The sequence below is a fragment of the Fibrobacter sp. UWT3 genome (assembly GCF_900230125.1).
In the GTDB taxonomy this organism is placed as follows: domain Bacteria; phylum Fibrobacterota; class Fibrobacteria; order Fibrobacterales; family Fibrobacteraceae; genus Fibrobacter.
In genome coordinates this window covers 572,135-591,822 of sequence record NZ_OCSS01000003.1, presented here as the reverse complement: position 1 = coordinate 591,822, position 19,688 = coordinate 572,135, and the positions used below count along the sequence as shown (strand labels likewise).

General features: G+C 55.0%; 19 protein-coding genes. 10 read left to right on the top strand and 9 right to left on the bottom strand.

The annotated features are described in order from the left end of the window. Position 1: 1 nt before the first annotated feature. Together CRO08_RS14045 and CRO08_RS14040 are read right to left on the bottom strand one after the other, a co-directional pair. The gene (locus tag CRO08_RS14045) at positions 2–553 is read right to left on the bottom strand and encodes a pseudouridine synthase (RefSeq protein WP_097036708.1); all 552 of its coding nucleotides are present in this window, start codon (positions 551–553) and stop codon (positions 2–4) included. Positions 554–569: 16 nt separating this feature from the next. Continuing rightward, entirely contained in the window at positions 570–1,121 is a 552-nt protein-coding gene (locus CRO08_RS14040) for a carbohydrate-binding family 9-like protein (protein ID WP_073114735.1), read from the bottom strand. A 190-nt stretch (positions 1,122–1,311) separates the two neighbouring features. Between CRO08_RS14040 and CRO08_RS14035 the strand changes: the two genes are divergently transcribed. Both CRO08_RS14035 and CRO08_RS14030 read left to right on the top strand, forming a co-directional pair. Further along, the gene (locus tag CRO08_RS14035; protein ID WP_254794687.1) at positions 1,312–1,647 is read left to right on the top strand and encodes a SpoVG family protein; all 336 of its coding nucleotides are present in this window, start codon (positions 1,312–1,314) and stop codon (positions 1,645–1,647) included. A gap of 9 nt (positions 1,648–1,656) precedes the next feature. Further along, on the top strand, positions 1,657–3,183 hold the full coding sequence (locus CRO08_RS14030) for a YifB family Mg chelatase-like AAA ATPase (protein ID WP_097036707.1): 1,527 nt from the start codon (positions 1,657–1,659) through the stop codon (positions 3,181–3,183). A 72-nt stretch (positions 3,184–3,255) separates the two neighbouring features. Here CRO08_RS14030 and folB read toward each other — a convergent pair whose 3' ends face one another. Further along, the gene (folB, locus tag CRO08_RS14025; RefSeq protein ID WP_097036706.1) at positions 3,256–3,621 is read right to left on the bottom strand and encodes a dihydroneopterin aldolase; all 366 of its coding nucleotides are present in this window, start codon (positions 3,619–3,621) and stop codon (positions 3,256–3,258) included. After that, positions 3,615–4,661 (bottom strand): hypothetical protein, encoded by a 1,047-nt coding sequence (locus CRO08_RS14020; protein WP_097036961.1) that lies wholly within the window; start codon positions 4,659–4,661, stop codon positions 3,615–3,617. The genes folB and CRO08_RS14020 overlap by 7 nt, the downstream gene beginning before the upstream one ends. A gap of 197 nt (positions 4,662–4,858) precedes the next feature. Here CRO08_RS14020 and pgk point away from each other — a divergent pair, with 197 nt between their 5' ends. From pgk to hisH, 5 genes are all read left to right on the top strand, one after another. Beyond that, on the top strand, positions 4,859–6,115 hold the full coding sequence (gene pgk, locus CRO08_RS14015; protein ID WP_097036705.1) for a phosphoglycerate kinase: 1,257 nt from the start codon (positions 4,859–4,861) through the stop codon (positions 6,113–6,115). Between the two features lie 342 nt (positions 6,116–6,457). Beyond that, positions 6,458–9,658, top strand: a complete 3,201-nt coding sequence (locus CRO08_RS14010) for a glycoside hydrolase family 9 protein (RefSeq protein WP_097036704.1) — start codon at positions 6,458–6,460, stop codon at positions 9,656–9,658. Positions 9,659–9,666: 8 nt separating this feature from the next. Then, positions 9,667–10,020: a hypothetical protein gene (locus tag CRO08_RS14005; RefSeq protein ID WP_097036703.1), complete on the top strand. Its 354-nt coding sequence runs from the start codon at positions 9,667–9,669 to the stop codon at positions 10,018–10,020. Positions 10,021–10,170: 150 nt separating this feature from the next. Further along, on the top strand, positions 10,171–11,445 hold the full coding sequence (locus tag CRO08_RS17525; protein ID WP_097036702.1) for a prepilin-type N-terminal cleavage/methylation domain-containing protein: 1,275 nt from the start codon (positions 10,171–10,173) through the stop codon (positions 11,443–11,445). 101 nt (positions 11,446–11,546) lie between these two features. Beyond that, complete coding sequence (hisH, locus tag CRO08_RS13995) at positions 11,547–12,161, top strand: imidazole glycerol phosphate synthase subunit HisH (RefSeq protein ID WP_097036701.1); 615 nt, start codon at positions 11,547–11,549, stop codon at positions 12,159–12,161. A gap of 68 nt (positions 12,162–12,229) precedes the next feature. Here the strand turns inward: hisH and rph are convergent, their stop codons facing one another. From rph to bioB, 4 genes are read right to left on the bottom strand one after another with little or no spacing between them, the layout of a single operon-like run. Continuing rightward, on the bottom strand, positions 12,230–12,955 hold the full coding sequence (rph, locus tag CRO08_RS13990; protein WP_097036700.1) for a ribonuclease PH: 726 nt from the start codon (positions 12,953–12,955) through the stop codon (positions 12,230–12,232). Positions 12,956–12,973: 18 nt separating this feature from the next. Continuing rightward, positions 12,974–13,825 carry a prephenate dehydratase gene (locus tag CRO08_RS13985; protein ID WP_072808584.1) on the bottom strand — a complete coding sequence of 284 codons (852 nt, stop codon included), beginning with the start codon at positions 13,823–13,825 and terminating at the stop codon, positions 12,974–12,976. A 55-nt stretch (positions 13,826–13,880) separates the two neighbouring features. Continuing rightward, the gene (locus tag CRO08_RS13980) at positions 13,881–14,564 is read right to left on the bottom strand and encodes a C40 family peptidase (RefSeq protein WP_097036699.1); all 684 of its coding nucleotides are present in this window, start codon (positions 14,562–14,564) and stop codon (positions 13,881–13,883) included. A gap of 49 nt (positions 14,565–14,613) precedes the next feature. After that, the gene (bioB, locus tag CRO08_RS13975) at positions 14,614–15,585 is read right to left on the bottom strand and encodes a biotin synthase BioB (protein WP_097036960.1); all 972 of its coding nucleotides are present in this window, start codon (positions 15,583–15,585) and stop codon (positions 14,614–14,616) included. Positions 15,586–15,782: 197 nt separating this feature from the next. Here bioB and CRO08_RS13970 point away from each other — a divergent pair, with 197 nt between their 5' ends. Continuing rightward, positions 15,783–16,643 carry a TIGR02147 family protein gene (locus tag CRO08_RS13970; RefSeq protein WP_097036698.1) on the top strand — a complete coding sequence of 287 codons (861 nt, stop codon included), beginning with the start codon at positions 15,783–15,785 and terminating at the stop codon, positions 16,641–16,643. Further along, the gene (locus CRO08_RS13965) at positions 16,636–17,523 is read left to right on the top strand and encodes a hypothetical protein (RefSeq protein WP_141398392.1); all 888 of its coding nucleotides are present in this window, start codon (positions 16,636–16,638) and stop codon (positions 17,521–17,523) included. Before CRO08_RS13970 ends, CRO08_RS13965 begins: the two co-directional genes overlap by 8 nt. Positions 17,524–17,540: 17 nt before the next feature. Here CRO08_RS13965 and CRO08_RS13960 read toward each other — a convergent pair whose 3' ends face one another. Beyond that, the gene (locus tag CRO08_RS13960; RefSeq protein ID WP_097036696.1) at positions 17,541–18,515 is read right to left on the bottom strand and encodes a glycoside hydrolase family 16 protein; all 975 of its coding nucleotides are present in this window, start codon (positions 18,513–18,515) and stop codon (positions 17,541–17,543) included. Between the two features lie 126 nt (positions 18,516–18,641). Between CRO08_RS13960 and CRO08_RS13955 the strand changes: the two genes are divergently transcribed. Further along, positions 18,642–19,649, top strand: coding sequence for a glycoside hydrolase family 11 protein (locus tag CRO08_RS13955; RefSeq protein ID WP_097036695.1), 1,008 nt, complete (start codon positions 18,642–18,644; stop codon positions 19,647–19,649). Positions 19,650–19,688: the final 39 nt, after the last annotated feature.

Genomic DNA, 19,688 nt, shown 5'->3' with positions numbered 1-19,688 from the left:
ATCAAATTACCCTATCGGTAACCGTTTTCCACTCGCCGGGCTTCAAATCGCCCAGCGGGATGTTTCCTATTTGTATGCGGATGAGCCGTAGCGTGGGGAACCCGACCGCGGCAGTCATGTGACGCACCTGCCGGTTCTTGCCTTCTATAAGGGTGAGCCGCACCCAGCTTGTGGGTATGTTCGCGCGGAACCGTACCGGAGGGTTGCGCGGCCAAAGCCAGTCGGGCTCTTCGGCAATCTCCGCCTTGCAGGGCTTGGTGCGGTAGCCCTTGATGTCCACTCCCTTTGCGAGCCGCTGCACGGCCTCTTCGGTAATCTGCCCGTCGACCTGTGCCAGGTAGGTGCGCGGGTGCTCGAATTGCGGGTCCAGCAACTTCTTGATGAGTTTCCCGTTGTCCGTAAGGAGCAATGCGCCTTCGCTGTCATGGTCGAGCCTGCCTGCCGCGTACACTCTCGGCGGGAAGGCAAATGTATTGAGCGCCGGGTGGCCCGATTCGGGCGTGAACTGGCTCAGTACGCCGAACGGTTTGTTGAAGAGGATTACGGTAGACATGTCTTACCCAGAATGCCTATGCGAGTTCCTGGAAGAATTCCGGGCGGTGGAAGTCCGGCTTCTCGGTATCGATGGGGAAGGCGCTCAGGTAGTGCGGGGTCTTCGCCTTGTCGGCGCACTTGTACAGGTTCCCCCGCAGGTGACCGCCCTCGAAGGCGTCGAGCCCGAATATGCTCGCCGGGATGCGCAGGCTTATGCCCCAGCTTATAAATTCCCCGATGATGCTCGCGAGTTGCTTGGTACGCGCGATTTGCGAGAGTGCCACCTCACTGAGTACGGTACGGTTCTCGCGCCCTTTTCCGCGTGCGGCAAGCAGGGCCCCGCGGCTCGTGACCTCGAAGTTGAAGTACTCTTCTGCGTTTGCGGGGTTCTGCAGGAACACCTCGACGCAGGAATCTTCCCAGCTGTGGCCGCCGTCTTCCATGACTTCGGCCCTGAAGCAGTCGAGCGGTTCCTCGACGTAGAAGTCAATCTGTACAAATTCACGTTCTTCCGAGACGTTCGCCATCACGGTCGGGGTCTGGATTCCCTGGTTCGCTTTCCAGTTCATATTCGGTTTTAATAGCATAGTGATTAAAATAGATAAATCAGTGATTTAATCGATTAATCACTAGGTAGGGGTGTCGCGATATGGCGAATTTTTACGAAAAACGGCATTTTAAAATTGGCACGGAAATTGCAACTATAGGGGTGCCCGTCGGAAGCGGCAAATGGGTTGCCGTGGAGGCGGTTTAACACAAAATATAGGAGGCCATAATATGGCAGAAAATACGAATGCAGCAGGCAATGCTGCCCAGCAGAAGGTGGATCCCGCTTTCGACTGCCTTGCGGTAACGCAGGTGCAGGTGTTCCCGTTCAAGGAAGGCCCGAGCCTCGGGCATCTGAAGGGGCTCGCGCAGATTGTGCTGAACGACCAGATGGTGATTCGCGGGCTCCGCGTGATGGATGGCGTGAACGGGCTCTTCGTGAGCTACCCGCTCGACCCGTTCTACAAGGGCGAGGACTTCAAGTCCATCTGCAATCCGATTACACGCCAGCTGCGTGAGCACATTGAAAATTGCATCCTGGAAAAGTACCAGGCTGCCGTAGCTTAGTAGGTGCAAATGTTCCGCAGAATCCGTTCTTACTGCTTGTTTGGTATCAAGGCCGTCCCTGTGAGTGTAGAGGTTGACGCCTCGCAGGGCTTGCCTGGGTTTACTCTGGTCGGCCTCCCGGACAATGCGGTGAGGGAATCCCGAGAGCGCGTCGTTTCGGCGATACGTTCCATCGGGAAGGTGGTGACGGGTTTCCGTACTACGGTAAACCTGTCGCCAGCGGATTTGCGGAAGGAGGGGAGTGCACTAGACCTTCCACTGGCTATCGGGATGCTCGTTTCTACAGGAGAGATAAATGTAGAGGAGGTGGAGCGCTATGTCTTTGTCGGTGAACTTTCGCTGGATGGATTGTTGAAGCCAGTGAGAGGGGTTTTGTCCATCGCGATGGGTTTACCGCGGGATAGCGAGAACATCCTGGTGATTCCCCGGGCGAATGCTTCCGAGGCTTCGCTGGTGGAAGGTCTTCATTACGTTTGTGCGGATTCCCTGAGGGAATGCGTAGAATTTTTAGAAGGGGGCGGGGGCTCGAAACCATCAATCGCGTCCGGCATACAAACGAGGCCCCAGCCCCCTTCCCTTGAGGTTCCCGACTTCAAGAACGTGGTTGGCATGGAGGGCGTGAAGCGCGCACTCGAGGTGGCGGCGTCGGGGGCGCATAACTTTTTGCTCGTGGGTTCCCCGGGCGCCGGCAAAACGCTGTGCGCGCGTTGCCTGCCGGGAATCCTTCCCGATATGACTGACGAGGAAATCCTCGAGACGACTCGCATACATTCGTGCGCTCGCCGCTCGGGCGACTCCGCGGAATTCAGGCCGGTGGTCGTTCGCCCGTTCCGCACGCCCCACCACAGCGCCTCGATGGTGTCGCTGGTGGGCGGCGGTGCCCGGCTGTTGCCGGGCGAGGCGAGCCTCGCACACAATGGCGTGCTCTTTCTGGATGAACTCCCGGAATTCAACCGGACTGTTCTGGAGGCTCTCCGAGAACCGATGGAAGATGGCTTCATTTCGGTAAGCCGTGCGAGCGGGACCGTGGTGTGGCCCGCACGATTCATGATGGGCTCTGCGATGAACCCGTGCCCCTGCGGGTTTGCGATGGACCCGAAGCGTGTGTGCACGTGCCTGCCCGATGCGCGCAAGCGTTACCGCGAAAAGATTTCGGGCCCGCTATTGGACCGCATCGATATCCAGGTGAGCGTGCCGCCCATGGAGGCGGGCGCTCTCGTGGATAACCGCAAGTGCGAAAGTTCCGCCGAAATCCGCAAGCGGGTCTGTGCGGCACGTGCCATCCAGCGCCAGAGGTTTAAGGACCTGCCGTTCAAGTCCAATGCGGAGATGTCGTCGGAATGCGCGAAAAAGTTTGCGGGCATGTCGCCCGAAGTGGAACGCTTTGCGGTTTCTGCCGCCGACAGGATGAACCTGAGTGCCCGCGGGTTCTACCGCATGCTGAAGGTTTCGCGCACCATTGCGGATATGCGGGAGGCGCCGAATGTGGAAGTCGTGGACATTTCGGAGGCCCTGCGTTACAGGACAATCAACTGACTGTCAAAAAAAGAGGCCGCGTCGTTGCGGCCTCTTTTCTAGAACTTGGGGTGGCGCTTTGAGCGCGGAACCTTACCGGCGGATGCGGATGCTGGATTCGGCGCCTGCGCAATTCGGGATGGCGTTCGGTTTGCTTACCCGCACTTCGGCCGCCAGGGCCTTGGGGTAGTTCCCCAGGATGTACTTCGCCGTTTCCAGCACGAGGGTCTCTTCGAGCTGGAACTTCGCCCCGCGGATGAACTCCTTGAGGTTGTCGGAGAGCAGGGCGTAGTCAATGGAATGCACCAGGTCGTCGTTACGGGCGGCCTGCGTAAAGTCAAGCCAGATGGAAACGTTCAATACAATCGGCTGCTCCTTTTCTCTCTCGAAAGGGAGCGTTCCGATAATGCAATCGAACGTCAGGTCTTTTAGCGAAATTTTGCCGGTTTCGACTACCATACGAAGAGCACGATGGCTGCAGTCAGGGATACCGCCGTCACGCCGAACCAGAGGTTGCGGGCGAAGGTGTAGGAATCCTGTGTCTTCTTGTTGGTGTCCATGCGGGCTTCGAGGTCGGCAAGGGTGTACTTTTCGGTCGTGTTGTAGGTGGCGTACTGTTTCATTGCCACTTCACAGGCCGCGGGTTCCTTGTCGGCCGCACAGGCGCTCGTGATGCCGGCCATGATACCGGAATGGACTTCGTCGAGGTCGTCGTAGGCGTCCTTGGCCTTGTTGGCTTCCATCTGCTGCATTACGCCGACAACGGCGCCGGTAACGGCGAGGGCGGAAAGGCCCACGGCAGTCCAGAAGCGGACTTCGTCAGCAATACCGAAACGGTCGGTCGCATTTTCGGAAGCGTCGCTGATGGCGTAGTCGCGTTCATCGGCGCGGGAGTTGGATTCGTCGAGGTCGCCCTTGACGTCGATATCTTCGTCTTCTTCCTCGTCCTCGCAGTCCGGATCGTACTCGTCGCATTCTTCCTCTTCGCTGGAGGCGACTTCGGGTGCAGGTGCTTCTTCTTCGGCGGGTGCTGCCGATTCGTCGCCCTTCAACTGCACCATGCTGCCGTCAACGAATGCAATAGCGGAAGATAGACCGGGAACATACACGGCCTTGCCGTCGAAATAGACCTTCTCGACGTCTTCCTCGATAGGCATGCCCCTGCGGGCGTAGATACGGGTCGTGACTAGCTTGGAATAATCGACACCTTCTGCAGTCAGGGCCACGAGTCCGGAGAGGTCGCCCTTGCCACCCTGGTAGAGCTGGTAGGCTGTGGGGGTCTCGCCGAACGGGTCGGTGAACTTCTGGCGAACAACCAGGCGACCGTCCTGGAGGGAACTGACCTCGTCTGCCGGAGCGGTCTTCAACTGGCCACCGAATTCGGCGGTGATGTATTCGTCGGGCGTGCCGGCGTCGGTTGCGGTAAATTCTTCAATATCGTAAGAGCCGGCGAAAGCCGTTGCAATGGAAAGGCAGAATGCCACTAAGAAACGCTTCATTTTGTACTCCAATACGGAATTGCTTTTCAACGAAATATATAAAAAAAAGGGAAGATGTTAAAAAAAATAAGTTTTTTTGAGGCTTTTAACCCCATTTTATGATGTAGAACAATCTTTCTTGCCATTTATATGGTATTTCGACACGAAAAATTCTACTTTTTAGCCCGTAAATTTTAACCCTAAAAGAGGAATCCATAATGGCAAAGCTCTCTATCGAAGATCTCGAACTCGCCGGCAAGCGCGTGTTCATCCGTGTTGACTTCAACGTTCCGCAGGACAAGGTGACTGGCGAAATCACCAACACCAAGCGTATCGAAGCCGCCCTCCCGACCATCCAGTACGCTCTCGATCACGGTGCAGCCGTCGTGCTCGCCTCTCACCTGGGCCGTCCGAATGGCGAAAAGAACATGAAGTACACGCTCGCTCCGGTTGCAAAGAAGCTCGAAGAACTCATCAAGAAGCCGGTGAAGTTCCTCTCCGATTGCTGCGGTCCTGAAGTCGAAGCTGCCTGCGCCGCTATCAAGCCGGGTGAAATCATCCTCCTCGAAAACCTCCGCTTCCACATCGAAGAAGAAGGCAAGCGCAAGATCAAGAACGCCGATGGCACCGAAACTAAGGAAAAGGCCGACAAGGAAGCCGTGAAGGCCTTCCGCGCTAGCCTCACCAAGCTCGCTGACGTTTATGTGAACGACGCTTTCGGTACCGCTCACCGCGACCACTCCTCCATGACTGGTGTTGAACTGCCGCAGCGCGCTGCCGGTTTCCTCATGAACAAGGAACTCAAGGCATTCGACCAGGTGCTCAACAATCCTCCGCGTCCGTTCCTCGCCATCCTCGGCGGTGCAAAGGTCGCTGACAAGATCCAGCTCATCAACAACCTCCTCGACAAGGCCGACAAGATCATCATCGGCGGTGGCATGGCTTTCACCTTCAAGAAGGTTCTGAACAACATCGAAATCGGTTCTTCCCTGTTTGACGAAGAAGGTGCCAAGCTCGTTCCGGATCTGATGGCCAAGGCAAAGGCTGCCGGCAAGGAAATCATCCTCCCCGTTGACTACATCGCCGCCGACAAGTTCGCTGCCGACGCTGCTACCAAGGCTGTCTCTGACGCCGAAGGCATTCCGGCTGGCTGGATGGGCCTCGATGTGGGCGCTGAATCCACCAAGCTCTTCGTGAACGCTATCAAGTCCGCCAAGACCATCGTCTGGAACGGTCCTGCAGGCGTGTTCGAATTCGAAGCCTTCGAAAAGGCCACCAAGGCTATGGCCGACGCTATCGTCGAAGCTACCGCTGCTGGCGCAATCACCGTGATCGGTGGTGGCGATACCGCTACGGCTGCCAAGAAGTACGGCGCCGATAAGAAGGTGACCCACACCTCTACGGGTGGTGGCGCTTCCCTCGAGCTCCTGGAAGGTAAGGTGCTGCCGGGCGTCGCTGTCCTCACGGATAAGTAATTCGTCGATAAACTTCGCAATACTGCGTCACGCGAGCTCTCGCTGTATGTCTTATACAGCTTCGGCTCGCGTTTCTTGTCTTGCTCGTTTCTAGACGAATTACAATTTATTAATTAAAGGCTTTTTTTGCGCTTGCGCAAATTCCTGATTTTTATAAAGACTCCGCAATATTCTTTGCGGAGTTTTTGTTTTTAGACGAATTACGATTTAATTTGCTTCGTTTGCCCTGTTTTAAGTGTGTGTTGCTGGGGGTGGGCGTTTTTACCAAACTTTTGCGCATAAATATTTGCAAATGGGGGTGCGGTATATTATATTATAACTTATCCTAAAAGGAGGAAGATTATGAAGAATTTTGGGGTACTAACTGCAATTTCTACCCTGGCCGCCATTTCGGCCTCTACGGCAATGGCCGCTACCACGCCATACGACCTGATTCGCCCGACCTGGCCCTTGAGCTGGGACGCGAAAGTGTTCGAAAACTTTGACACGACGGTCACCAAGAAAACAGGTATGCTTCCGAAAGAGGCTACTCCCGCAAGTTTCAAGGCGGGGGCACTTATGCCCGACACCCTGGACCAGGCCTACTTCGATGCTATCAATACCAAGATTTCGCCGATCCGCGTGAACCAGGCGGGCTACCTCAAGAGCGACAAGGTCCGCCAGTTCTATTATGTGGGCAACGCTAAGGACTTTGAAATTGTGGATGCCGACGGAAAGTCGCTCAGCACTAAGGTGACCGGTCTCTTTACCACGACCACCACCGAAACGGCGAGCAACTGGACCATTGTTGCCGGCACAAACGCAACAACAAATGATCAACGGCGCTACAAAGTTGAATTCACTGGTCCTTCCGGCATTATCCAGGTTGGAAACATTCCGCAGAATGTACCTACCGAAAAGCGCCTGCGCATCAAGGTTGGTGACGAAATCTCTAGCACCTTCATTGTGAGCGACGACGTTTACACCATGGCAAAGGACGCCACGCTCAAGTTCTTCGGAATCCAGCGCAGCGGTAACTCCGAGTCCTGGTTCCACGGACCGAGCCATACCAAAGACGGCGGCGGCGCGATTACTACGGCAGGAGATACTACCTCTTCCTTTGACGCATCTAGGGCAGGTTCCCTTGCTGGTGGCTGGTACGATTGCGGCGATCACCTGAAGGAATCCCAGACCATGGCGTATGCCTTCGTGACCCTTGCCGTGATGCATGCCACCAATCCCGGTAAAGATGTGGACCACTACGATTACAATCAGGGCGAATTTGTCAAGACCGACGGCGTGCCCGATGTCTTGCGCGAGGCCAAGCATGGTGCTGACTTCTTCTTGAAAGCGTACGAATTTGCAAAGGGCGTCGTTGACGACATGCCCGTTTCCGTGGGCAGCTTCGGCAGTGATCACGGCTGGTGGGGACGCCCCGAAGCTCAGGATTATCTCCCGACAGACAATTCTTCCGTTGCCACAGACCGTGGTGGTCCCGCAGCCAGAATCGTGCGACTCGGCGAACTCGGCGCCAACATTTCCAGTGATATTGCCGCGGGTCTCGCCATTCTCTCCAAGGACTACGCCAAGTACGACAAGAAGTTTGCTGATAGTTGCTTGGTGGTTGCCGAAAAGATGTACGCCTTTGCCAAGGATTTGGCCCAGGGCAAGACTTTCAAGAACAATAAGACTACCTTCAGTTCTCCCGCCTATAACGGCAACAATGAGTTTACCGACGACTTGGCGCTCGCTTCGGTGGCGCTCCTGTACGCTACAGGCAAAAAAGATTACGCCGACGATATGATCCGCACGACGGAACTTTTCAAAGGTCAACAAATCATCGACGGCGCAGGCTTCTTTGGTGGCGGCTGGTTCGCTGCCGATGCGAGTGGCATGCTTAAAAACACAAAGAACACCAGCTGGGCTAACGCCCATAGTTTCGCGCTGTACGCTTTGTACAAGTTGATTCTTGCCGACAAGACCAAGGCAACATCTGAATACGGTCTTACCGAAGCTGAACGCCTCGCGGCCATTGAAGACTGCCTTGCCGACATGATTGCGAACCTCAGTGATGTAAGCGGAAACATCGGGAGCGAATCGGTTGTGCTTCCGGCAGGTGGCGTCGCCTTCAAAGGCAATACGGTAAAGTACAACCCCATCTGGTACACGATGCTTACCGACCAGAAATGGAATTTCAACCGTTATCAAGCGGGAAACATCTTTGAAGTTTTGGCATACGCCGATGTAGCCGCCGATATTGAAAAGCAGGGCGCCACGCTCCCGGCTATGGCAAGTACGGGCCTCAAGGCAAGTGAAATGCGCCAGCTCGGCATCAACCAGCTGAACTACATGCTCGGCGTGAATCCGTGGGACGTTTCGTTTGTGTACGGCATTGGCGATAAGAACGACGCTCACCCGCATCACCGTGCTTCTAACCCCGAAGGCAAGACCTCTCCGGGTTTTAACTACAAGTATAATTGCCCCGTAGGAGCCCTTTTTGGTGGGACTGTTCCTGGCGATTCAAGCTCGTTGGTTCCGGGAAGCGAAATGAGTTGGGAAGATTATCATTTGTCTGAAACCTGCCTCGACGCTTCCGCAACACTTCTTTCTGCCCTTACCATCGTCAGCAACGGCGGAAGCGACTACTACGAAAAGAAGTGTGACAACTGCAAGACCGGCGAAATCAATCCGTTCTCTGAAGAGGTCTATGCAACGGCATACCACTATACGTGGACAGACATGGATATGTTCAATATTCAAATCTTCAATGAAACTATGAAAGACGTTGACAGCGTTATGGCCTACATTTACTTTGACGCAACCGAAGAAGATGTGGATGCGTGCGGGGTCATATTCGATCAAGACCTATGCGCAACTTACGATATGGCCGGATTCATCAAGGCTTGCAGTAACGATTCGGAAATAAGAAACTATATGAGGAGCCATGGACCTCAAAAGGCCGAAGACACCTACAACGAAGAGAAAAAGACGTACACATGGGTACAACCCATTTATGTCGGAGGTATCGGACTTGGAACTAGAATCCGAATGGACGTAGGCGTATCTTCCGGTATTAAGGAGGGTAATACATGCGAAACACTTCGCACACCCGCCAAGGTCAAGGTAACGGAAGGCTGGAGTTTTGTCGCCCACGAGGCCAGCAAGGACGCTCCCGCCTACGACGGCGCTCCTGACTGGGACAAGGATCAAGGCGATATTCAGGAAGCGCCTCAGAATCCCTACATCGTCGTCCGTGGCAAGGGTAAGCTCCTGTGGGGTTACGGCCCCGCAAATACTACCGACGACCGCGTAGGCTTTGTGAGAGTCGCACAGAGACTTGACACCCAGATGCAGCTCAGCCGCAACACGCTCTACATGCAGACGAGCGCCCGGGGTACCAAGACATTGAAAATCTTCGACCTGCTCGGCAACCAGCTGCTGGCCCAGAGTTTTGAAGGGGCCCAGGCCCGTGCGAACCTCGAGAACCTCCATCGCGGTGTTTTGGTGGCGAGACTCGTGGCTGGCAACAAGCTACTTGCGTCGAAGGTCATCAGGGTTAAATAAGGTTCTATATGGCAGAGAAGATTTCTGAAATTTCGAAGAACTTTCACGCAGAACATCGCGGGAACTGCGCGATGTCGGTGGCTTACGGTTATGCCCGCGCTACGGGCAAGTCCGAGGCGGAAGCCGTTGAGGCGGCTGAGATGTTCCGTGCTTTCGGTGGCGGCAAGGCCCCGAACGGCGCCTGCGGTGCACTCTATGCGGCCAAGATGATGCAGCCCGACCATGCCGATGCCATCGAGGACTTTTTCAGGCGTGGCGCGCAGGGGTTTACCAAGTGCGCCGAAATTCGCCCGAACAAGGTCATCCCGTGCAATCGCTGTGTGGAACTTGCGGGCGAGGCGCTCGATTTTCTGAACCAGTAATTCCATAGAATTTTATTGTCAGTGTCCAAAAATGTGTATTTTTGGACACTTTTTGTTTATTTTCCTTTACATTTTGTCGCAAATCTATTGACTTTACAGCCGGAGCAATGTATTTTTATGTTTGGATAACAATTGATAAGAGGCCGGTGTATGAGAAAGGGTTTTTCTCTCGTAGAAATAATGGTGGTGGTCGTCATCCTGGGTGTCCTTGCCGGGGTGGGGGTGCCCAAGTTGTTTGGCGTTATCGCCAAGGCGCGAGCTTCTGAAGTTCCCGTTGCTGCGGGTACATACGTGAGCCTGCAGAACGCCTACCTGCACGAAAACAACGGCATCGGCAGCTGGAAGAACATCGGGTACGGTGCTCCCGGGAACGGGCAGACGGAGTATTTTGACTACAGCGGTTGCATCAACGGGACGATTGTTTTTGATCAGATGGAACCGGACATGCCGGGCTGGCAGGCGACGAGCCGTGCGGGCCTGAATTCCTGCGTGACGGGGAGTGCGTGGGCCGTCGTGATAGACCCGGCAGGTGAACGTGAAATTGACTACCGCAAGATAATTTCTTCGCCGGAGTGCGCTGCGCTGACTACTACCTGGGGCGTCGTGGGCGAAACCGTCGAGGGTATGTGCGAAACTACGGGCGAACTGCATGTGGCGGGGACGGAGAACAAGACTCCGGATAAGCCGGAAACTCCGACGGAAACACCGACAGAAGATCCGTCGGATCCGGGTACGCCCCCGCAGGAAGGCGAAAACACGACTGCGCAGAGTAGTTCAAGCCAGCAGGGTGATTGCGATGCGCTTGCGTCCTCGATTAAGAACGACAACGGCAACAAGTATGGTTGGGTCTGCGTTTCTGCTTGCGGAATGTTCGCTCCTCCGGGCAAGGCGAGGAATGCCGGCTTTACTGTTGGTGATGCTCCGAAGAAAAAACAAACGGGAGGTACTTGCGAAAAGGTGGAACCGGAAAGTAATGCGGAGAGCAGTGCTGGGAGCAGTGCAACTCAAAGTTCCGCTAGTTCTTCCGCGAGTACAGTGCCTGGGAGTTCCTCAAATGTGACAAATACAAATGGTAGTTCGGGAAGTACTGGTGGCGATGGGAATGGTGGCGCACCAAAGGGGTCTGCGTCGGAAACGGGTTATAAAGGGTTTGGTGACTATAAAGACTATAACTCTGATAATGATATTTGCTTAGCATCGGAAACGGTCGGACAAGGCAAGAATAAAACTACGAAATGTACGCAGTGGATGGAAAAGGGTTATGCTGGTACGGATGAAAACGCTAGTGGCAATTTTAACAGCAACACAGATTATTGTATCCATAGTACTACGGGTAATACAAATGGATGTGATGTGTGGATTCATAAAACTGAGTGCAAGGAAAAAGCAAAGCATGGTAACACCTATTTTTGCACAACATGGTAATTTGCTTTGTTAATCCATACTCCAATCATTTTCCAAAGGGCGGCGCATGCCGCCTTTTTTATTTTTCTATCTTTGATATCGGTTTAGCAAAAGGAATTCCCATGTCCGTAATCGTGGTCGACTACAACGCCGGTAACTTGACATCCGTGATGAACGCGCTTGCCCGTATCGGGGTAGACGCGAAGTCCAGCCGCGATGCGGACGAAATCGCGAAGGCGACGCGCCTGATTTTCCCGGGTGTGGGTGCTGCGGCATCGGCGATGGAGACGCTTACCCGCACGGGTATCGGCGATGCCATCAAGGCGGTGGTGAAGGCGGGGAACCCGGTGCTCGGCATCTGCATCGGCTGCCAGATTATCCTCGAAGAGAGCGAAGAAGACGGCGGTGTCAAGACCCTCGGGCTAATCCCCGGCAAGGCGGTTCGATTCAAGGATGAACCCGGCCTCAAGATTCCGCACATGGGCTGGAACCAGGTGAACTTCACGCGCGAGCACCCGATTATGAAGGGCATCCGCAGCGGTTGCGATTTTTACTACGTGCATTCGTACCACCCGGTGGTACCTGCGGAATATGCGTTTGCCGAAACGACTTACGGCACGCAGACGTTCCAGGGGCTCATCGGCAAGGACAACCTGATTGCAAGCCAGTTCCACCAGGAAAAGAGCGGTGACGTGGGTCTTGCGATGCTCAAGAATTTCTGCGACTGGAACGTATAGTAGAGCGGTCGCCCCGTGAACGAAAAAGGCCCGTGTTAAACGGGCCTTTACTAGTTGAAATGATGTCGCTACGGTAATTCGCCGCCGATAAGTTCCATCTGCTTCTTGAAGATATCCTTGCAGGCGTTCTCGCCGAGGTCGAGGAGCGTGTTGAGCATGTTGCGGTCGAAACTCGCGTGTTCGCCCGTACCCTGCACCTCGATGAAATTCTTCGCGTCCTGCATTACGACGTTCATGTCGACGTCGGCGGCGGAATCTTCCACATAGCAGAGATCGCAGAGCGGCTTGCCCGAGACGACTCCCACGGAAATTGCGGTAATGCCGTGCTTGAGGATTTGCTGCGTGATGCCGAGGCGTTCCTTGATTTTCTTGAGGGCAATGGCAAGGGCCACGAAGCCGCCGATGATGCTCGCGGTACGCGTGCCACCGTCGGCTTCGATCACGTCGCAGTCGACCACGATTGCGTTCTCGCCGAGTGCTGCCAGGTCGGCTGCGCCGCGCAGCGAGCGGCCCACCAGGCGCTGGATTTCTTGCGTGCGGCCGCTCGCGCCCTTGCGTTCACGTTCCACGCGCTTGCCCGTGCTCTGCGGGAGCAGGCTGTATTCGGCAGTAATCCATCCGGTACCGCGACCGGCGAGCCAGTCGGGAACTTTCGGCAGGAGGGTCGCATTGCAGATGACGCGGGTGCGTCCCATCTCGATGAGCACAGAACCGTCGGCACTCGAAATGAAGCCGGTGGTCATCTTTAGGTTACGGTATTCGTTGAATTTGCGGTCAGTACGTTCGTAAGCCATAATTGCTCCAATTATCAATTAATAACTCAACTTCTCCGTCGTGCCTTCGCGGAAACTCCCGAGGCGGTACACGAAGTCGCAGTAGCTTTGCAGTTCCTTGAGCGCCTCGATGACGGCGGGGTCCTTCGGGCTCCCCTCGAAGGAGAGGTGGAATATGTATTCCCACGGGCGGTCAGGATGCGGGCGGCTCTCGATGCGGGTGAGGTTCAGGTCGCGTTTCGCGAAACACCCGAGTGCGGCATGCAATGCTCCTGACTTGCCGGAATCGCTCAGCATGAACAACAACGTTGTCTTGATCGTGCCTTCTTCCGGGAGCGGGTTCGCCGTCTTCTGAATGGCGTAAAACCGGGTGAAGTTCACCCCCGGCAAGTTCTCTATACCTTCGGCCAAGATATCCAGGCCGTAGAACTTGCCGGCGTAGGCGCTCGCAATCGCGCCTACGGTTTTATCGCCGCGCTTCGCGACCTCTTCGGCACTGCCTGCGGTATCGTAGAACGCGGTACTCTTGATTTTCGGGTTGCGCCCGAAGAATCGGCTGCACTGCGCAAGGCCCTGCGGGTGGCTCAGCACTTCCTTCAGGTCTGCAAGCTTTGTTCCGGGGAGCGCGCACAGGCTATGCGAAATCTGGAGCTTGACTTCGCCCACGATAGGGTGGCGCCACTTGTACAGCAGGTCGTAGTTGTCGTAGATGGAACCCGCGGTGGAGTTCTCGATGGGGATAGCCCCGCCGTCCACGGCGCCGGTCTCGATGCCCTGGAAAATCTGCTCGAACGTGTCCATCGGGACAACTTCGATATCGTTTCCGAACAAGTGATATGCGGCGCTTTCGCTGTAGGCCCCGCGACGGCCCTGAAATGCGATTTTCTTCATAGTGTGAAAGATAGAAAACAGTGTGTATTATCAATCATCAATTATCAATTATCAATTACCTAAACCTTCTCCCGCCCTGGTACTTGTGGCTCCAGTACTTGTCGTTCATGGGCGATATCATCACGCCCTTGCTGGAACTTGCATGTATGAACCGGTCTCCCGAAAGGTAGATGCCCACGTGGTCGATTTTCCAGAAACTCCCGAAGAACACTAGGTCGCCTTCGCGCAGACTCCCGCGGCTCACGCTTGACCCGCGGCTGTCCTTGTACATGCTTGCTGCATTGTGGTCTAGCGCTATGTTGAAGTAACCCTTGTAAACCTGCATCACGAATCCGGAACAATCGGTCTTGCTCTTGCTTGCGGCGCCATACACATATTTCGCGCCAATCCATCCGCTTGCGTATTTTTCGAGCGAACCTTTCGATTCGGGTTTCGGCGCCGCCTTTGCCGCTTCTTTCCGGGTCGCCGCGTCGCGGACTTTCTGTGCGGAGTTCTTGTGCTGGCTAGAATCGCTCCTTGCCGCAGTTCTTGCGGGTTCTGCCTTTGCTTCTCCCTGCGCATTTTTTGCCGGCGCATCTTCGCTTGTATTGCTTGCCTGTGCCGCGCCCGCATCTGTGGATGCCGGCTTGTAGTCGCCGATGTTACGGTCGTAACCCGTGCGTTCGGGGAATGCGCAACACACAAGCCCCGCACAAATCGGGATGAACATCAAGCCTGCGATTTTCGAAAGCGAAACCATCGCTACGAAATGTAATTAAAACGCGCTCCTTTTAGGGGGCAGGGCTTTCCTATCCAATGAATCCGTGCGGTTCGAACCCGAGACCCTTCACGAGTTCGAAGTCCTTGCAGCTGTTTACGCCGGCGGTAGTGAGCATGTCGTCGGTGATGGCCGCGTTCGCACCACTCTGGAATGCCCGCTTGCCGTCGTCGCCCAGCACGCCGCGCCCGCCCGCAAGCCGGATAAACGCCTTCGGGTTGATGAAGCGGTAGATTGCCACGATGCGGCAGAACTCGTCGTTCGTGAGTTTCGGGAGGTTCTCGTAGGGCGTGCCGGGGATGGCGTTCAGTACGTTTACCGGAGTGGATTTCACGCCGAGCCCGCGCAGGTCGAGGCACATGTCGATGCGGTCTTCCATCGTCTCGCCGAGCCCCATGATGCCGCCGCTGCAGATTTCGAGCCCTGCGGCAAGCGCGTTATGCAAGGTGGCTATCTTGTCGTCGTAGGTGTGCGTGGTGCACACGTCGGGGAAGTGCCTGCGGTAGGTTTCCAGGTTGTTATGGAAGCGGGTGAGGCCTGCCTCCTTGAGCTTCTCAAACTGCTCCCTGTTCAAGAGCCCTGCCGAAAGGCATACGGAAAGTTTGGTTTCTTTTTTGAGTCTGCGGATGGCTTCGCTAATTTGTTCGACATCACGGTTCGAAAGCGTGCGTCCCGATGTGACGATGGAGTAGCGCGGGATGCCTGCCGCTTCTTTCTTCTTCGCGTCCTTGACGATTTCGTCGGCGCTGAGCAACTTGTATTCGGGTGCTCCCGTGTGGTAGTAACTACTTTGTGCGCAATACTTGCAGTTTTCGGAGCAGCGCCCGCTGCGGGCGTTCACGATGGAGCAAAAGTCAAAGTCGTTTCCGTGAAATTTCTCGCGGATTTCGTTCGCGGCCTGCGTGAGTTCGCCGAGGTCGGCGTCCAGCAGCTGGATAGCCTCTTCGCGGTTGATTTCGTAACCTTGCAAAACCTTGTTCTTCAGGTCGTTGACAAAAGACATGGCGTGCTCCTTGAAACAGTCGGTGCCAAATGTAGAAAAATGCGGGTCGTGCATCCGTGCGTATATGCAACAAAATGTTCAATACGTGGCAAAAATATGATAAAATTTGCTAAAAATGACTAAATTTTAACAAAAACTTTGATTTTGTTCTATGAAACGCTTGCTTTTGATGGTCGCGGAATGTATATTTGAGAGTGATGAAACCGATTGTCGAATATTCCGATTTCCGCAAGTACATGCTGGATTTTTACGAGGAGCGCAAGCGCTGCTCCGCCTTTTCGTGGCGTGAGTTCTCGAAAATCGCCGGCTTCACTTCTTCTTCGTACATGAAGGTGGTTTGCGACGGCAAGAGCAAACTCAGCCGGATTGGCGTGGAACGCACGGGGGCTGCCATGGGCCTCGTGGGGTTCGAGATGGAATATTTCCGCGCGATGGTGGAATACGGTCAGGTGGAATCCGAAGAGAAGAAGGTCGCCGCCTACAACAACATGCTCGCTATTGCGAAGGTGCACAAGGTGCGCGTGCTGGAAGGCGACCTGTTCAAGTTTTACGAGACGTGGCAGAACCCGGTGGTGCGCGAACTTGCACCGCAGATGCCGGGAGCGACACCGGGCGAGATGGCGAAGAAGTTCTATGCCGACGTGAGTGCCGCCGAGGTGCGCGAGTCGCTCGATTTTCTCACGAAGTCGGGACTCCTGAAAAAGACCGAAGACGAGAATTTCTTGCAGACGGAAAGTTCAATTACCGGAACGCCTGATGCCACAAGGCTTGCCCTGCGCGGAATGCACCGCCAGATGTCCAAGCTCGCGACACCCGCGCTGGAACTCCCCGTGAACGAACGCAACTTCACGGGCGTCACCATGGGCGTATCCAGGGAACTGTACGGGCGAATCGTGAAGGAACTTGACGAATGCCTCCGCCGGATAGTGGCGCTCGCTTCGGAAGAAAAGAACATCGAGCAGGTTTACCGCCTGAACCTGCAACTTTTCCCGCTGACGAAGAACATCAAGGAAGGCGATGCCGTTGCCTGCAGCGACAAGGAGAATGACGATGAATAAGGCTTTTGGATTCTCGGCGGTTCGCCTGCATTTTACTTTGTCTGCGCTTGCGGTTCTTGCTGTTGCGCTTGTTTGCGGTTGTTCCGATTCCGACAAGCTTGCTGGTACCGCTGTAGAACCGAACGAATTGGCCTTGGAATCTTCTAGTTCCTGCTTGGAACCGGAAGAGCGCCTGTCCAGTTCGGAACTAGATGAGCCGCAGTCCAGTTCGTCGGAAAATGAACCAGCATCCAGCTCGTCGGAAAAGCCGAGTGAGTCCATGCTGCCGGAACTGAAAAGCAGTTCTTCTTCCGTTAGCCCCGGTGAGCCCGCCATGAATCCGACAGGGCTTGAAGACTATGCAAGTTTCTACGGGGTGTCGGATGCGCAGTTCGACAAGGCGGTCATTGCCTCTGCGATTGTGTATTCCGCGAAATCCGTCAGTACGCTGAATCCGCCCCAGACTCCGGATGATTCTTCGAATACGGGTGATCAGCCGGTTGAGGGTGCTGTGACGGAACTGAACAGCCCCGGCCTGCACAAGATGAGCGGCAGGCTCGAAGCCCTGAATAGCGTGTTCCCGGAATCGGCAAAGGAACTTGTCGCGCAGGCCCAGAAGGCGGCCGCAGAAGATTCGAGCTGCGAAACGTTCCTGTACAACGTGCGTGGTCAGGAAGGCTCCATCGCGCACATGCTTGTGGGCGTTGCAAGCGATACGCTTACGGTTCTCGATATCCGCGACAGCAATTGCAGGAGTACCCAGGGCCAGGTATTTGGATTCGTGTTCATCTACTGCGGTGAAATGGACCGCATGCCCTTCGAGAATCGTATTTATGCGGACCGCGACCCGGGTGCGGGGAAATGCCCGGTGATTGACACAGATTACGAGTGGACAGAGTAGGCGCGGAGTAGCGAGCCTTACGGCTGCGAGACGCGGATGTAGTCCACGAGCATCTCGTTCGGGAACTGCGAATCGTCTACCTCGAATCCGGGCCAGTTGCCTGCGACGGCTACGTTCAATATGAAGAATTGCGGCTTGTGGAATGCCTCCAGGCCGTCCTTCGCGTTCTCGATTGCGATTTCTTGGTACTTGAAGTCGTCGACGTACATCGCGATGAGCTTTTCGTTCCAGACCATCTTGTAGTTGTGGAACTGCGTGATGTCGAGTTCCTTGCTTGTGCCGTAGTAATCTCTGGTGTTGTTGCCGTAGTCGGCTTGGTTCCCTCCGGCTTGCCAGTGGTTGGTGCCGTAGACAACGTTCTCGTCGTTTACGGCCTCGATGATGTCGATTTCGCCACAGGCGGGCCAGGAGACTGCGTCGATGTTTTCGCCGAGCATCCAAAATGCGGGCCAGATTCCCTTGCCTACGGGTAGCGCGATGCGGGCCTCTACCGTGCCGTAGGTGAAGCTGAACTTGCCCTTGGTAATCATGCGGGCCGACGTGTATTTTGCGCCCTCGTAATCTTCCTTGTTCGCGCGGATGTGGAGGATGCCGTCTTGCACATAGGCGTTCTCGCTGCGCGCGGTGTAGTATTGCCACTCGTTGTTGCCCCAGCCACTCGCTCCTGTCTCGAATGTCCATGTGGTGGTGTCGATTGAGTCGAATTCGTCGTGCCACAGGTACACTTCGGCAGGTTCGGCAGGCTCACCAACCTTATCAGTGGCCTTGTCGCTGGAGGATGTCTCAGCGGAGACGGAAACATCTATTGAAGAGGATGATAAGTTCGCTGAGCTGAGCCGAAGCGAACTCGAAGAATTCGTGGCAATCTTGTTGCTGCTGCTCGCGGGCGGTTCTTCTGCGGGGCCGGAACTGCTCGAATCGGAGGAGCATGCGAAAAAGGCGGCGCTTGCTGCCGTGGCGATTACAAGGGGCGCTGTGAACTTTTGGAACATTCTTTAAATATAGCCTAAATTCCTGCGTCAGTGCCCTGGATACTCCAAATTGGAATAACGGGCGCGGTGAATGCTCCCTGCAAAGACGTGTTTTTGTAGTAGATTTCTTGAAAAAGGGATGTTTATATGAAAGCTATTCTCAAGTATGGCCTGGTTGCCGCGTGTGCCCTGGCTGCAAATGCGTTTGCGCAGGATTTCTGCAACACTGCCGCCCATAGCGGGTCCAAGGTGGAGGTCTCCACGAACAATGTGGGTTCGTTCAGTAACGGTATCGGATACGAACTCTGGAACGAAGGCGGCAACGGTGGTTCCGCGACATTCTACGACGATGGTTCTTTCAACTGCCAGATGACCGGCGCCAAGGACTACCTTTGCCGCGCGGGGCTTTCTTTCAATAGCGACAAGACCCATGCCGAACTTGGCCACATGAAGGCGGATTTCAAGTTGGTCAAGAGCAATCTTTCGGGAATCCAGTATTCCTATATCGGTATTTACGGTTGGACCCGCGAACCGCTGGTGGAGTGGTACATCGTCGATAACACCGGCAGTGACTACATGCCCGGCGATTGGGTGGCCCAGGGATCCTCAGCAAAGAAACATGGCGTTTATGACATTGATGGCGCGAAGTATACGGTTTACGAAGGCGACCGAACCTCCTATTCCATCGATGGAGACAACAAGTACTTCAAGCAGTATTTCAGTGTGCGTACCTCGAAGCGCGACTGCGGCACCATCGACATTACCGCACACTTCAAGAAGTGGGAAGAACTCGGCATGAAGATGGGCAAGATGCACGAGGCAAAGATTCTTGGTGAAGCAGGAAACTCCGAAGGGGCAAAAGCCAAAGGAGAATATGACTTCCCCTATGCGAAGGTCTATATCGAAAGTGATACGCCGTCGAGTTCTTCTGTTGCTCCTGAGGTCAGCAGTTCGTCGACCACGGCTCTCCAGGGAATACGCTCCGTGACCGTCGGCAGCAATACGTCGCTCGTATTCGACGCCCAGGGCAAGTTCCTCAGTTCCTTCGAAACGGAAAACGATGCTGCCTTGACCACGGCCATCAAGGCCAGGTTCCATTCCGGTGTATTCCTGGTAAAGCAGGGCGGAACGGTCCGTAGCATCACGGTGAAGTAATCCGGTTTGTCGAAAAATTTAAGCCTCTCCTTCGGGAGA